The sequence below is a fragment of the Coralloluteibacterium stylophorae genome (assembly GCF_018122625.2).
GTDB lineage: Bacteria > Pseudomonadota > Gammaproteobacteria > Xanthomonadales > Xanthomonadaceae > Coralloluteibacterium > Coralloluteibacterium stylophorae.
The window spans coordinates 1-12498 of record NZ_JAGQFT020000015.1 but is presented as its reverse complement, the minus strand read 5'-3'; the positions used below and the strand labels follow the sequence as shown (position 1 = coordinate 12498).

General features: G+C 68.7%; 14 protein-coding genes and 7 tRNA genes. 14 read left to right on the top strand and 7 right to left on the bottom strand.

What is annotated here, in order from left to right:
• Positions 1–45: 45 nt before the first annotated feature.
• The gene (locus tag KB893_RS17105) at positions 46–582 is read left to right on the top strand and encodes a CinA family protein (RefSeq protein ID WP_211927662.1); all 537 of its coding nucleotides are present in this window, start codon (positions 46–48) and stop codon (positions 580–582) included.
• Here KB893_RS17105 and KB893_RS17100 read toward each other — a convergent pair.
• The gene (locus KB893_RS17100) at positions 574–1464 is read right to left on the bottom strand and encodes a LysR family transcriptional regulator ArgP (RefSeq protein ID WP_338026999.1); all 891 of its coding nucleotides are present in this window, start codon (positions 1462–1464) and stop codon (positions 574–576) included. The two genes, KB893_RS17105 and KB893_RS17100, sit on opposite strands and share 9 nt — an antisense overlap.
• 133 nt (positions 1465–1597) lie before the next feature.
• On the opposite strand from KB893_RS17100, the gene KB893_RS17095 reads away from it, so the two are divergent.
• The 13 genes from KB893_RS17095 (at position 1598) to KB893_RS17035 (ending at position 8981) form a co-directional block, all read left to right on the top strand.
• Positions 1598–2230 (top strand): LysE/ArgO family amino acid transporter, encoded by a 633-nt coding sequence (locus KB893_RS17095; protein WP_211927663.1) that lies wholly within the window; start codon positions 1598–1600, stop codon positions 2228–2230.
• 48 nt (positions 2231–2278) lie between these two features.
• The gene (gene lexA, locus KB893_RS17090) at positions 2279–2908 is read left to right on the top strand and encodes a transcriptional repressor LexA (RefSeq protein WP_211927664.1); all 630 of its coding nucleotides are present in this window, start codon (positions 2279–2281) and stop codon (positions 2906–2908) included.
• Between the two features lie 174 nt (positions 2909–3082).
• A complete protein-coding gene (gene recA, locus KB893_RS17085; protein ID WP_211927665.1) occupies positions 3083–4117 on the top strand; it encodes a recombinase RecA in 1035 nt (344 codons plus the stop codon).
• Positions 4118–4217: 100 nt separating this feature from the next.
• A complete protein-coding gene (locus KB893_RS17080; RefSeq protein WP_213173926.1) occupies positions 4218–4676 on the top strand; it encodes a regulatory protein RecX in 459 nt (152 codons plus the stop codon).
• A gap of 167 nt (positions 4677–4843) precedes the next feature.
• Complete coding sequence (gene alaS / locus KB893_RS17075) at positions 4844–7486, top strand: alanine--tRNA ligase (RefSeq protein ID WP_213173925.1); 2643 nt, start codon at positions 4844–4846, stop codon at positions 7484–7486.
• A 172-nt stretch (positions 7487–7658) separates the two neighbouring features.
• Positions 7659–7862: a carbon storage regulator CsrA gene (csrA, locus tag KB893_RS17070; RefSeq protein WP_211927889.1), complete on the top strand. Its 204-nt coding sequence runs from the start codon at positions 7659–7661 to the stop codon at positions 7860–7862.
• Between the two features lie 114 nt (positions 7863–7976).
• Positions 7977–8069 (top strand) — tRNA-Ser (locus tag KB893_RS17065).
• Between the two features lie 140 nt (positions 8070–8209).
• Positions 8210–8286: transfer RNA gene (locus KB893_RS17060), tRNA-Arg, on the top strand.
• Positions 8287–8412: 126 nt separating this feature from the next.
• Positions 8413–8489 (top strand) — tRNA-Pro (locus KB893_RS17055).
• A 59-nt stretch (positions 8490–8548) separates the two neighbouring features.
• A tRNA-Arg gene (locus KB893_RS17050) sits at positions 8549–8625 on the top strand.
• Between the two features lie 32 nt (positions 8626–8657).
• Positions 8658–8734, top strand: a tRNA-His gene (locus tag KB893_RS17045).
• A 56-nt stretch (positions 8735–8790) separates the two neighbouring features.
• Positions 8791–8866, top strand: a tRNA-Lys gene (locus KB893_RS17040).
• A 30-nt stretch (positions 8867–8896) separates the two neighbouring features.
• Positions 8897–8981: transfer RNA gene (locus KB893_RS17035), tRNA-Leu, on the top strand.
• Positions 8982–9002: 21 nt separating this feature from the next.
• Here KB893_RS17035 and KB893_RS17030 read toward each other — a convergent pair.
• The 6 genes from KB893_RS17030 to KB893_RS17005 all read right to left on the bottom strand — a co-directional run.
• Positions 9003–10241 (bottom strand): tyrosine-type recombinase/integrase, encoded by a 1239-nt coding sequence (locus tag KB893_RS17030; protein ID WP_213173924.1) that lies wholly within the window; start codon positions 10239–10241, stop codon positions 9003–9005.
• A gap of 18 nt (positions 10242–10259) precedes the next feature.
• The gene (locus KB893_RS17025; protein WP_211928266.1) at positions 10260–10460 is read right to left on the bottom strand and encodes a hypothetical protein; all 201 of its coding nucleotides are present in this window, start codon (positions 10458–10460) and stop codon (positions 10260–10262) included.
• Complete coding sequence (locus tag KB893_RS17020) at positions 10460–10831, bottom strand: MarR family winged helix-turn-helix transcriptional regulator (RefSeq protein WP_213173923.1); 372 nt, start codon at positions 10829–10831, stop codon at positions 10460–10462. Before KB893_RS17020 ends, KB893_RS17025 begins: the two co-directional genes overlap by 1 nt.
• 662 nt (positions 10832–11493) lie before the next feature.
• Positions 11494–11838: a hypothetical protein gene (locus tag KB893_RS17015; protein WP_211928292.1), complete on the bottom strand. Its 345-nt coding sequence runs from the start codon at positions 11836–11838 to the stop codon at positions 11494–11496.
• 77 nt (positions 11839–11915) lie between these two features.
• Positions 11916–12296, bottom strand: a complete 381-nt coding sequence (locus tag KB893_RS17010; protein ID WP_211928291.1) for a hypothetical protein — start codon at positions 12294–12296, stop codon at positions 11916–11918.
• A partial coding sequence (locus KB893_RS17005; protein ID WP_213173922.1) for a hypothetical protein occupies positions 12293–12498 on the bottom strand: 206 nt, incomplete at its 5' end. The genes KB893_RS17005 and KB893_RS17010, both read right to left, overlap by 4 nt.

Sequence of the window (12498 nt, the reverse complement as noted above, 5' to 3'; positions counted from 1 at the left end):
CGCGGTTCGGGAGCGCTGAAGCGCACGGGGGCCTATGATCGGCGGATGACACCTGCCGACCTGCCGACCGACGCCGCGCTGCTCGCCGCCGCCGAAGCCCTGGGAGCGCGCCTGCAGGCCGGACACCATCGGCTGGTCACCGCGGAGAGCTGTACCGGCGGCTGGATCGCCAAGGCGGTCACCGACGTGGCCGGCTGCTCCGGCTGGTTCGACTGCGGCATGGCCGCCTACAGCTACGAGGCCAAGCAGGCGTTGCTGGGCGTGCGACCGCAGACGCTGGAGACGCACGGTGCGGTGAGCCGCGAGACGGCGATCGAGATGGTTTCCGGCGCACTGGCCAATTCCGGCGGCACCATCGCCGTCGCCGTCACCGGGATCGCAGGGCCGGGAGGCGGCACCGACGACAAGCCGGTCGGTTCGGTCTGGATCGCCTGGAAGCTGCGCGGCGGCTATCCGCGCGCCACGCTGTTCCGCTTCGACGGCGGTCGCGAGGCGGTCCGGCGGCAGACGGTGGCGGCGGCGCTCGCCGGGCTCGGCGAAATGCTCGATCACGCCGCCAAGGACATTCGTCCCTCAGCGTGAGCGCAGGGCGGCGGAGGCCGCCAGCACGGCGTCGGTCAGTCGCTCCATGGTCTCCGACTGCATCCGCCAGTGCTGCCAGTACAGCGCCGCTTCCTCGCGCATCCGCGGGCGCAGCACCACCAGCTCACCGCGATCGATGTGGTCCTGCACGAGGGGCAGGGGATTCATGGTCCAGCCGAGCCCCGCCAGCGCCGCACGCACGAACGCCCGTGCCGACGGCAGCCACCACACCGGCGGCTGCCAGGGCGCGTCGCCGAGGATCTTCTGCACGAAACGGGCCTGCATCGCGTCCTTGCGGTTGAACACCAGCACCGGCGCCTGCGCCAGCGAGGTAGCGTTGACCCCGCGCGAGAAATAGCGCTCGAAGAAGGCAGGACTGCACGTGGCCGCGTAGTCCATGCTGCCGAGGGGATGGATGCGGCAGCCCTGCACCGGCTCGGCGCGCGCGGTCACCGCGGCGAGCACCGCTCCGGAGCGCAGCAGGCCGATGGTGTGGTCCTGGTCCTCGGACTGCAGGTCGAGGGTGGCGCTGCCGTCGGCGGCGAAGCGCACGATCGCGTCCAGGAACCAGGTCGCCAGGCTGTCGTGGTTCACCGCCACCGCGATGCTGGCGAGGGCGAGGCTCTCCCCGCCGACGCCCAGGCGCGCTAGCGCGTCGTGCTCGAGCAGCGCGGTCTGCTCTGCGAGCTGGACCAGGATCTGGCCGTCGGGTGTCGCCGTGGTCGGCGTGCCCCGCTGCAGGAGCAGGCGTCCGATCCGGCTCTCCAGCGCCTTGATCCGCTGCGAGATCGCCGAGGGGGTGACGTGCAGCGCAGCGGCCGCCTTGTCGAAGCTGCCCTCGCGCACGACCGCGGCGAGGGCCCGCAGATGGGCATGGTCCACGATTTATAAATCCTTAGGTTGGTTTAGGAAAATTAGCTCCACTTTATCCTTGCTGCATTGCAGGATGACGGCCCTTCCCGAGGTTCCCGCCGCGCGCCCTTCCGGCCGCGCGGCCCCGCACACGAGTTCCGCCATGTTCACCGCCTCCATCGCTTCTCCCGCGCTCGCCGCCTGGGCGAGCGGCATCGCCACCGGCCTCGGCCTGTTCGCCGTGGTGGGCGCGCAGAGCGCGTTCATCCTGCGCCAGGGACTGATGCGCGCCCACCTCAAGAGCATCATCGCGGTCTGCGCGCTGACCGACGCGCTGCTGATCACCGCCAGCGTGCTCGGCCTGCAGATGCTCACCGGCGTGGTCCCCTGGCTGACGCAGGGCATGCTCTGGTTCGGCGTCGCCTTCCTGTCCTGGTATGGCGTGCAGTCCGGACTGCGCGCGCTGCGCGCCGAGAGCGGTCTGGCCGCGGCGAAGACCGCCGTGCCCTCGCGCCGCGCGGCGCTGCTGGCGGCGCTGGGCTTCACCCTGCTCAACCCGCACTTCTGGCTCGACATGGTCGTCATCGGCGCGCTGGCCGACGGCTTCGCGGAGACGCGGATGCTGTTCGCCGCCGGCGTCATCTGCGCCAGCGTGCTGTGGCTGATGGTGCTGGCGATCGGCTCGCGCCTGTTCGCGCCGTTCTTCACCCGGGCCGTGGCATGGCGCGTGCTCGATGCCCTGATCGCGGTGGTGATGGTGGCCCTGGCCGCCGGACTGCTGGCCAAGGGCATCTGACCGCGAGGCGTCTTGCCGTGGGCGGCTGTTAGTAGTAATACTACTCACATGCCGCTTTCGTCGACCCAGAACGCCGTCCTCGGCCTGATCGCCGCCCGCATCGAGGCCGACGGCGTGCCGCCGTCGCAGGCCGAGATCGCCGCCGCGCTCGGCTTCAGGGGCGTGCGTGCGGCGCAGTACCACCTGGAGGCGCTCGAGCGGGCCGGCCTGATCCGGCGGGTCCCCGGCCAGGCCCGTGGCATCCGCCTGGTGCGGCCGGCCGGGCCGGCGGCCACTGGGCCCGCGCCCGACGACGCGCTGCGCCTGCCGGTGCTGGGTCGGGTCGCGGCGGGTGTCCCGATCGGCGCCGACATCGGCAGCGACGAGGTCGTGCTGCTCGACCGCGTGTTCTTCTCGCCCGCGCCCGATTACCTGCTGCGCGTGGAAGGCGACTCCATGCGCGACGAAGGCATCTTCGACGGCGACCTCATCGGCGTGCATCGCACGCGGGAGGCGCGTTCCGGGCAGATCGTGGTGGCGCGGATCGACGACGAGATCACGGTCAAGCTGCTGAAGATCGGCCGGGACCGCATTCGGCTCCTGCCACGCAATCCCGACTACGCGCCGATCGAGGTGCTGCCCGGCCAGGACTTCGCGATCGAGGGCCTGTACTGCGGTCTGGTGCGGCCGAACCGATGATGCCGCCGGGCAAGGGCGGACGGGGAATTCCTACTCCGACCGTCGGCCCTGTCGGAGGTCGCGGCGCATCGCCGACAATTAGCATCCTGCCCCGGCGCCGCGTCGCAGCCCCTGCGACGCACCGCACCTAGAGTGCGCGCCATCCGCCACACGCATCCACCCGAGGAATCCCCGATGGACGACAACAAGAAGCGCGCCCTGACCGCGGCGCTGTCCCAGATCGAGAAGCAGTTCGGCAAGGGCGCGGTCATGCGCATGGGCGACAAGTCCGCCGAGGCGGCCGAGGTCATCGGAACCGGATCGCTGATGCTCGACATCGCACTGGGCATCGGCGGCCTGCCGAAGGGGCGCGTGGTCGAGATCTACGGGCCGGAATCCTCGGGCAAGACCACGCTGACGCTGCAGGCGATCGCCCAGTGCCAGAAGGCCGGCGGCACCGCCGCCTTCGTCGACGCCGAGCACGCGCTCGACCCGGTCTACGCGCAGAAGCTCGGCGTCAACGTCGACGACCTCCTGGTCTCGCAGCCCGACACCGGCGAGCAGGCGCTGGAGATCGCCGACATGCTGGTGCGTTCGAACGCGGTGGACATGGTGGTGGTCGACTCGGTCGCCGCGCTCACGCCGCGCGCCGAGATCGAAGGCGAGATGGGCGACCAGCTCCCCGGCCTGCAGGCCCGCCTGATGAGCCAGGCGCTGCGCAAGCTGACCGGCAACATCAAGCGCTCCAACTGCCTGGTGATCTTCATCAACCAGCTGCGCATGAAGATCGGCATCATGATGCCGGGCCAGAGCCCCGAGACCACCACCGGCGGCAACGCGCTGAAGTTCTACGCGTCGGTGCGCCTGGACATCCGCCGCATCGGCGCGGTCAAGAAGGGCGACGAGATCATCGGCAACCAGACCAAGATCAAGGTCGTCAAGAACAAGCTGGCGCCGCCGTTCAAGCAGATCGTCACCGAGATCCTCTACGGCGAGGGCATCAGCCGCGAGGGCGAGCTGATCGACATGGGCGTGTCGGCGAAGCTCGTCGACAAGGCCGGCGCCTGGTACAGCTACGGCTCCGAGCGCATCGGCCAGGGCAAGGAGAACGCGCGCCAGTGGCTGAAGGAGAACTCCGATGCCGCGGCCGAGCTGGAGCGCAAGCTCCGCGAACTCTTCGTGCCCGATCTGGTGATCGGCGAGGAGAACGCCGAGGAGGCCGAGGCCTGATCGGCGTGTCCGGCAGCTCGGTCCTGCAAGCCCACGTGCCGCCGTCGCGGCACGTCGAACCGGCCGCGCGAAAGGCCGGTTCCGCTTTCCGGCTGCCGGCATGACGCGCGGGACCACCGACGCCAGGTCGCGCGCCGTGGCGCTCCTGGCGCGGCGCGAACATTCCCGCCGCGAGCTGGAGCGCAAGCTGCGCAGCAAGGGCTTCGAGAGCGGCGAAGTGACCGCAGCGATCGAGGATCTGGCGGACAGGGGCTGGCAGGGCGACGCCCGCTTCGCCGACACGCTGGTGCGCACCCGTGTCGCCGGCGGCTACGGGCCGCTGCGCATCCGCATGGAACTCGAGCAGCACGGGGTCGAGGCCGCGGCGGGCGAGGCCGCCATGGCGGACGTCGCAGACTGGCGCGGGCTCGCCTGCGATGTCGCCCGACGTCGCTGGTCCGCCGGACTGCTGCGCAGCGACCACGCGCAGCGGCGCAAGGCCGTGGAGTTCCTCGTCCGGCGCGGGTTCGCGCCCGACGATGCCCACGCCGCGATCGCGGACCTCTCCGATCCGGCCTGAGCCGTCGCCGTCGGCGCCGAGGCTATCCCGGCGCCCGGGGTGGCGATGCTAGGCTTGCCGGCCCGGACCTTCCGTGCGCAGGTGCCTGCGGTCCCGCCTCGCCGGCGGTCGACGCGGCGCCGCCTCGCGCGTCGTTCCTCCTTCTGCCAGCCGTACCGCTCGCCCCCATGAAAACCACGCAAGAGATCCGCCAGGACTTCCTCGACTTCTTCCGCGACCGCGGCCACACCGTGGTGCCGTCCGCGACGCTGGTGCCGGCCAGCGACCCGACGCTGCTGTTCACCAACTCGGGGATGGTCCAGTTCAAGAACGTCTTCCTCGGCAGCGAAAAGCCGAACTACGTGCGCGCGGTGGATGTCCAGCGCTGCCTGCGCGCCGGCGGCAAGCACAACGATCTCGACCAGGTCGGCTACACCGCCCGCCACCACACCTTCTTCGAGATGCTCGGCAACTGGTCGTTCGGCGACTACTTCAAGCGCGATGCCATCCTGTGGGCGTGGGAGCTGCTGACCGGGGTCTGGGGCCTGGCGCCGGAGCGCCTGCTGGTGACGGTCTACCACACCGACGACGAGGCCTTCGGCATCTGGCGCGACGAGGTCGGCGTGCCGGTCGAGCGCATCGTCCGCATCGGCGACAACAAGGGAGCGCCCTACGCCTCGGACAACTTCTGGCAGATGGCCGATACCGGCCCCTGCGGCCCCTGTACTGAGATCTTCTACGACCACGGTGCGCACGTGGCGGGCGGCCCGCCGGGCTCGCCCGACGAGGACGGCGACCGTTTCATCGAGATCTGGAACCTGGTGTTCATGCAGTTCGACCGCCAGCCCGACGGCACGCTGCTGCCGCTGCCGGCGCCCTGCGTGGATACCGGCATGGGGCTGGAGCGCCTGGCCGCCGTGCTCCAGCACGTGCATTCGAACTACGAGATCGACCTGTTCCAGCACCTGATCAAGGCGGCCGCCGCGCTCACCGCGACCGATGACCTGGCCCACGGTTCGCTGCGCGTGATCGCCGACCACATCCGCGCCTGCGCCTTCCTCGTCGCCGACGGCGTGCTGCCCTCGAACGAGGGGCGCGGCTACGTGCTGCGCCGGATCATCCGTCGCGCGCTCCGGCACGGCTGGATGCTCGGCGTGCGCGGCGCGTTCTTCCACCGCATGGTGGAGCCGCTGGTCGCGGAGATGGGGCAGGCCTATCCCGAACTCGTCACCCGGCGCGACACGATCGAGGCCGCGCTCGGCGCCGAGGAGGCGCGCTTCGCGGAGACCCTCGATGCCGGCATGAAGGTGTTCGAGGAGGTGGCCGCGCGCGCCGGCGACACGAGGACGCTGGCCGGCGAGGAGGTGTTCCGCCTCTACGACACCTACGGATTCCCGGTCGACCTCACCGCCGACATCGCGCGCGAGCGCGGGCTCGGCGTGGACATGGCCGGATTCGAGTCGGCGATGCAGGCGCAGCGCGAGCGTGCGCGCGCCGCCAGCCAGTTCGGCGGCGCGATCACCCTGCCTTCGGAGCTCGCGAGCTCGTTGCCGCCGACCCGCTTCGAAGGCTACGACAGCCACGTGGGACAGGCGCGGGTGCTGGCGATCCTCAGCGAGGGCAGGGCGCTCGACGTGCTCGACAGCGGCGACGCCGCGGTGCTCATCCTGGACGCGACCCCCTTCTACGCCGAATCCGGCGGCCAGGTCGGCGACCACGGCGTGCTGCTGGCCGACGGCGTCCGCTTCGTGGTCGAGGACACGCAGAAGCTGTCGGGCACCTTCCACGGCCATGTCGGGCGCCTGGAGAGTGGCGTGCTCAAGGTCGGCGATGCGGTGTCGGCGCGGATCGACCTCACGCGTCGGCAGGCGGTGGTGCTCAACCATTCGGCCACGCATCTGCTGCACGCCGCGCTGCGCAAGGTGCTGGGCACGCACGTGCAGCAGAAGGGGTCGCTGGTGGCGCCGGAGCGGCTGCGCTTCGACTTCTCGCACTTCCAGCCGATCGGCCATGCCGAACTGCTCGAGATCGAGCGGCTGGTCAACGCCGAGATCCGCCGCAACGCCGCCGCCGAGATCCACCACATGGCGATGCAGGACGCCCTGGATTTCGGCGCGATGGCGCTGTTCGGCGAGAAGTACGGCGACGAGGTGCGCGTGCTGCGCATGGGCGAGTTCTCGACCGAGCTCTGCGGTGGCACCCACGTCGGCCGCACCGGCGACATCGGCCTGTTCAAGATCATCTCGGAAGGCGGCATCTCGGCGGGAGTTCGGCGCATTGAGGCGGTGACCGGCGAGAACGCCCTGAATCACGTCGCCGAGGAGGAGCGCCGGCTCGCGGAGGCCGCACACCTGCTCGGTACCACCGGCGACGGCATGACCGAGAAGCTGCGCCAGCTGTTCGAGCGCCAGAAGCGGCTCGAGAAGGAACTCGAGGCGATCAAGGCCAAGGCCGCGGCGGGTGCCGCCGGCGAGCTGGCGCAGGGCGCCGTCGACTTCGGTGACTTCAGGCTCGTGGCGGCGCGGCTGGACGGACTGGATCCGAAGGCCCTGCGCGAGGCCGTGGACCGGCTCAAGCAGCAGCTGGGCGATGCGGTGGTCGTGCTTGCGTCGGGCGAGGGCGGCAAGGCGGCGCTTGTGGCCGGGGTGAACGGGGCGGCAATGGGGCAGGTCAAGGCGGGTGAACTCGTTGCCCACGTGGCCGGTCAGATCGGCGGCAAGGGTGGCGGACGGCCGGACCTGGCGCAGGGTGGAGGCAGCGATGGGCCGGAGCTCGACCGTGCGCTTTCACAGGTGGCGGACTGGCTGTCTGCGAGGCTTGCCAAGGCCTGATTCACGCTGAACGTCGTGACCTCCGGCGCATTGCGCCTGCTGTTACGCGTTCGTTACGATTTGGCCCTTTATGGCCGCGTTGGTGCGCGGTTCCCGGGGGAGTCCGGCCTGCGAAGCGGGATGCGGAGCAGACGGATCCGACGCAGGGACGCGTCGGTGAGGAGAGTGAACAATGTTGATACTGACCCGTCGGGTCGGCGAGACCCTGATGATCGGTGATGCCGTGACGGTGACCGTTCTCGGGGTGAAGGGCAACCAGGTGCGCATCGGCATCACCGCACCGAAGGACGTCGCCGTCCACCGTGAGGAAATCTACGACCGCATCCATCGCGAAGACGACGGTGCGGATGCGGAGAAGGGGCCGGTCTCCGGCTGAAGGTTTACCCGTCCGCGCGGAGCCGCTATCCTAGGCGGCCGCCGTTCGAGCGAGGCTAGGCAAGCGGCCTCGACGAACCCGCGGGTGGGGCGATCAGCTTCCACGCGACAACCCGGAGAGTTGCCCGAGAGGCCGAAGGGGCTCCCCTGCTAAGGGAGTATGGGGTCAAAAGCTCCATCGAGGGTTCGAATCCCTCACTCTCCGCCAGTTTCACGACGCCGCGTCCGCGCGGCGTCTTCGCTTCACGAAGCGACGGCGCATCGTGCGGGGCTTCCCGCAGGATCCGCCGGACGAGGCGAACGAAGTCGTTGACGAAGGTCGCGCCGAACGTTCATAATCTCGCTTCTGCGCCCGTAGCTCAGTTGGATAGAGCACCAGGCTACGAACTTGGGGGTCGGGAGTTCGAATCTCTCCGGGCGCGCCATACAGGCAGAAGGGTGCTTAGGCACCCTTTTTGCTCTGTCCGAAGTGGAGACCGGCATCATGCGCCGGGTCGCTGCCGAGGGCAGAACGTGTTGCAAGTGGAAGTACGCAGGGTACAACCGAACGTCGGGGTATAGCTCAGCCTGGTAGAGCGCCAGCTTTGGGAGCTGGACGTCGAGAGTTCGAATCCCTCTACCCCGACCACTTCCGCGCATGGCCAGCGGTCGCGCGCGGGGTGTCGGAAGGTGCGAAGATCCGTCCGGGCGCCTGTAGCTCAACCGGATAGAGCATCGGCCTTCTAAGCCGACGGTTGCAGGTTCGATTCCTGTCGGGCGCGCCATCCGCTTGCAGCGCAGTACGAGTTGTTCCGTGGTGGATGTAGCTCAGTTGGTTAGAGCATCGGATTGTGATTCCGAGGGTCGCGGGTTCGAGTCCCGTCTTCCACCCCACCCGCGCGATAGGGCATAATGCCCATTCGCAGCCGCCGCGGCGGCAGGTCTTAGATGGGCCGTTAGCTCAGTTGGTAGAGCAGCTGACTCTTAATCAGTAGGTCCAAGGTTCGAATCCTTGACGGCCCACCATCTACAGACCGCGACTTCGTCGCTGAACGCGCGAGAGTGGCGGAATTGGTAGACGCGCTGGATTTAGGTTCCAGTACCTACGGGTGTGCGGGTTCGACTCCCGCCTTTCGCACCAGCATAACCCCCTGATTATCCTCTAGTTCGCTCGGGTTGAATGTCCGTGGATTGCAGTCGTGGGACGATTGCAGTCGTGCAAGCGAGGATCAGGCCCCTCTCGAGCCGTCACCTGCACCCGTTGGGCGTCCAGCAGCGCCGCGGCACCCTGGAGCTTGTGCGTCAGGACGTGCGCGTAGACCTTCGAGGTCGTCGCGATGTCCTTGTGACCCAGCCACTCCTGCACGAGCTTGATGTCGCCCGTCAGCTCCAGCAGCCGAGTTGCACAAGTGTGACGGAGCGCATGAATCACGCATTCCTTGTCCTCGATCCCGGCGCGGTCGCGCGCTGAGTTCCAGTGGTGCTCGGCCCGGCGCTTGTTGAGCGTCTTGAACGGCCCGCCCTTGATCCCGGCGAGCCTCCGGCCCTCCAGGACGCCCTTGGCGCGCTCGGTGAGGGGCAGGGTGCGGGGACGGCCGTTCTTCAGCTCCTCGGCCCTCCAGAGCCGCAGCAGGCCCTCCTCCCAGCGGATGTCGCCCCACCGGATGTTGAGCGCCTCGCTCAAGCGCAGGCCGGACTCGACGAGGAACTCGAACAGGGTCAGGTACTCGGCGCCGTCGCGCCGTCGCGGGTGGCCGCCTTCGGGCGCGGCCTCGAGACCATCCCACGCCAGGACCTCGGCGAAGATCGCCTGCTCGGTGGCCCGGTCCAGGATGAAGGTGCGCGCAGTGCCGCGCTCGCTGAAGTGGGGCATCTCCGGCAGCGCGCCGATCTCCTTCCGCCTCTTGCACTCGGCCAGGACGATCCGCAGCGCGATCAGCTTGCGGTTGATCGTGCTCGGGGAGTTCCCGCGCTTGTCGAACGCCTTCACCAGGTCCTCGATCACGTCGTCGGTGATCGCGGCCACGGGGCGGTTGTCGCCCAGCTCGCGGCACAGCTCGCCGCAGTTGATCTTGTAGGTCGCCCGGCTCTTGGCCTTGGCCCACTGGCCGTCGAGTACGCGGACGCACGCTGCGCGCAGGGTCATGCCCTGGACGCGCACGGCGGCCACCTTTGCGCCTCGAGCGCGGCCGCGGACTACCTCCAGCAGCTCGGCCTGCGTGATGTCCGGGTGCTCCCGGAGGGCGTCGAGGACGGCCTGCTCCTTCTTGAGGGCGGCGTCCTTCTGCCGGGTGCCGGAGGAGACGCGGACACGGCGTCCGCCCTCCTGCACGTCGATCATGTAGTAGCGACGGTCGGCCTCTCCCGGCTTCGGGGAGGCTCCCTTCAGCCGTAGAGGCATGACGGTGCTCCTGTTGCGCTAGTCGCGCGTGGTGAAGAAGCCCTCGTCCTGGCGCGGCTTCAGGGAGCGACGCAGGGACGCGAGCGTGGAATCGATGTCTTGCTTCTGGAAGGCGCGTTCAGCGGCCTTCCGGTCGAACCGGGTACGGCGGAGGCCGTCGAGGACGCATAGGGCGAACCCGAGGATCGGCAGGGCGAACATCGCGATCTCGGCGAGCATCACTTGCCCCTCGAGAGGGCCTTGGTGACGGCCTCGGCCATCGCAGCGGAGACGGCCTGGCCGCGGCGGGTCAGGACGTACTCGCGGCGGCGGTGGTCCATCGGGTTCGCGTGGGACACGACCAGGCCGAGTCCCTTCTTTCCGAGCCTGCCGGCCTCCGTGAGCATCTGGAGGTGCCTGCTGACTGCCGAGGCGGAGGTCTCGCCCACTTCCTTGTCCAGCCCGTACTGCTCGATTCCGTTGTTCTCGGCGACTGCGAGGAACACAGCGATGAGGGTGGCGGGAGCGTCCTCATAGACGTTGGTTCGGAAGTAGCGGATGCCGGCGGAAAGGGCGGCCATTGCTTCGGCCGGGGTGAGGGTGGGGGACATGGGTGGGTTCCTGTTGTGCGGGCCTCTCGCCCGCGGACATTAGCGCGCGCTAAGTCTCCCACTTGTGGGATTGATTATTCAATAATCACCAGGAAGTAGCGCACGCAGACGACGGTGAGACCGGGGCGAACTCGGTCGATCCAGAGCCCCCTGTGAACTTTCCGCTGCTCCTTCGCAGCGGGATGCAAGCTGATTCTCTTCACGACATTTCCCAATGGATGCAAGGTCTTAGGTGCGCCGCCCGGCGTTCAACGGGGCGAATTGTGGGTGCCCCCTCTGGCACCCCGCAATGCGCAAAAAGCGTCAGTCACGGTTCGTTCACAAGACGGTTATTTGACGCGGTGCAACCGTCCCGGATGGGAGAGTGATGATCCCGGCCCCCTGTCTCATGGATCGAGAGACTCGACGGGATCACACGGCGGAAGTTCACGGATGGCTCGGGCGACCGCAGGCCAATGGACCGCCTCGGGGTCGTCCGGAGGTGCAACACGAAGGAAGAAGGCGCGCGCATCAGGCGCGAAGACCCGGCCGCGCTTCTCGCGCACCAGATGCTCCGCAGCTCGGCAAATCCCGTAGTCCTCTTGAAGCAGCCGGATGCACGCCGCCGTCTCCCCGTTGGAGGGAGCGCGGGGCATGGTGACTTTCCAGGAAGAGAGGCGCCCTCAGCAGGGCGCGTGGTGGTCCAGCGGCGCGTTGCGCACCGAGGTCTCGATGAGTGCCGCGGTGGCCTCTGCGATGGTCGCGAAGCCGTGGCGGGTGAAGCGGCGGGCCTGCTCGACCCGAGGTCCTGTCTGCACCCAGGCGACGAAGCCGTAGGCGCCATCGCGGGTCGTCAGGTACCCGCGGAATCCGTACTCGACCCGGCGGAACACGCGGATGCGGTCCACCTCGAGCACCTTGTTGATGACCCGGCCGACGTACAGACCAGGCGCGTTCACCGGATCGGGTTCGTAGGGGTCGTCCAGCACGATGCCGGCGACCTCCACGAAGGAGGAGTAGTCAGGCATTGGGAGGCTCCAGGAACGACAAAGGCCGCCCGAAGGCGGCCTCTGTGCGTGGAGGGAGGATCAGGCGGGGAACTCTTTCAGGCCGCGGCGGAGAGGTGGCAGCGATGGGCTACTCGAGAGAGGCCCGCGCGCCATCGGGGCAGAACCTCCGACGTAGGGATGCCGCGTGCCGAGTCGTGGACTGTCTGGAGGCGCTCGATCAGGCCGACGTGTGCTTCCGGCGCGCCTCGCCTCGTGGCGCTATCCCAGGAGCGACCTTCCCAATCCGTCCTCATCTCCTCCGGAGCGATCAGGCAGCCCGCGGCGCACATCAGGCCGTCTGCGGCGTGGTAGACGCAGCTACTGCCGTCTGCGTTCATCGCAGGCTCCCCCTGCGTCATCAGGTGCCTTGCGACCTGATCGAACACCTCTTGCGCCGTGGCGGCCGGCAGGGTGGCGAGGGTGATCTTGGAGGTCATGCGGAGGCCTCCAGGAAGCGAAGGGTGCTGACCCGTGAGCCGTCGTACAGCGAGACGACTCGGAGAATGTCAGGGGCGACGTCCCCCCGCCTTTGAGTAGCACTGCGATCTGGAGTCCAATCCGCAACGACAAGGAGATTGGACGTGAAGAAGCGCTTTTCCGAAGAGCAGATCATCGGCTTCCTGCGCGAGGCCGAGGCCG

Coding starts and splice junctions, on each gene's coding strand:
- KB893_RS17105 (WP_211927662.1), top strand. CDS start 46: ATGACACCTGCCGACCTGCCGACCGACGCCGCGCTGCTCGCCGCCGCC.
- KB893_RS17095 (WP_211927663.1), top strand. CDS start 1,598: ATGTTCACCGCCTCCATCGCTTCTCCCGCGCTCGCCGCCTGGGCGAGC.
- lexA (WP_211927664.1), top strand. CDS start 2,279: ATGCCGCTTTCGTCGACCCAGAACGCCGTCCTCGGCCTGATCGCCGCC.
- recA (WP_211927665.1), top strand. CDS start 3,083: ATGGACGACAACAAGAAGCGCGCCCTGACCGCGGCGCTGTCCCAGATC.
- KB893_RS17080 (WP_213173926.1), top strand. CDS start 4,218: ATGACGCGCGGGACCACCGACGCCAGGTCGCGCGCCGTGGCGCTCCTG.
- alaS (WP_213173925.1), top strand. CDS start 4,844: ATGAAAACCACGCAAGAGATCCGCCAGGACTTCCTCGACTTCTTCCGC.
- csrA (WP_211927889.1), top strand. CDS start 7,659: ATGTTGATACTGACCCGTCGGGTCGGCGAGACCCTGATGATCGGTGAT.
- KB893_RS17030 (WP_213173924.1), bottom strand. CDS start 10,241: ATGCCTCTACGGCTGAAGGGAGCCTCCCCGAAGCCGGGAGAGGCCGAC.
- KB893_RS17025 (WP_211928266.1), bottom strand. CDS start 10,460: ATGCTCGCCGAGATCGCGATGTTCGCCCTGCCGATCCTCGGGTTCGCC.
- KB893_RS17020 (WP_213173923.1), bottom strand. CDS start 10,831: ATGTCCCCCACCCTCACCCCGGCCGAAGCAATGGCCGCCCTTTCCGCC.
- KB893_RS17015 (WP_211928292.1), bottom strand. CDS start 11,838: ATGCCTGACTACTCCTCCTTCGTGGAGGTCGCCGGCATCGTGCTGGAC.
- KB893_RS17010 (WP_211928291.1), bottom strand. CDS start 12,296: ATGACCTCCAAGATCACCCTCGCCACCCTGCCGGCCGCCACGGCGCAA.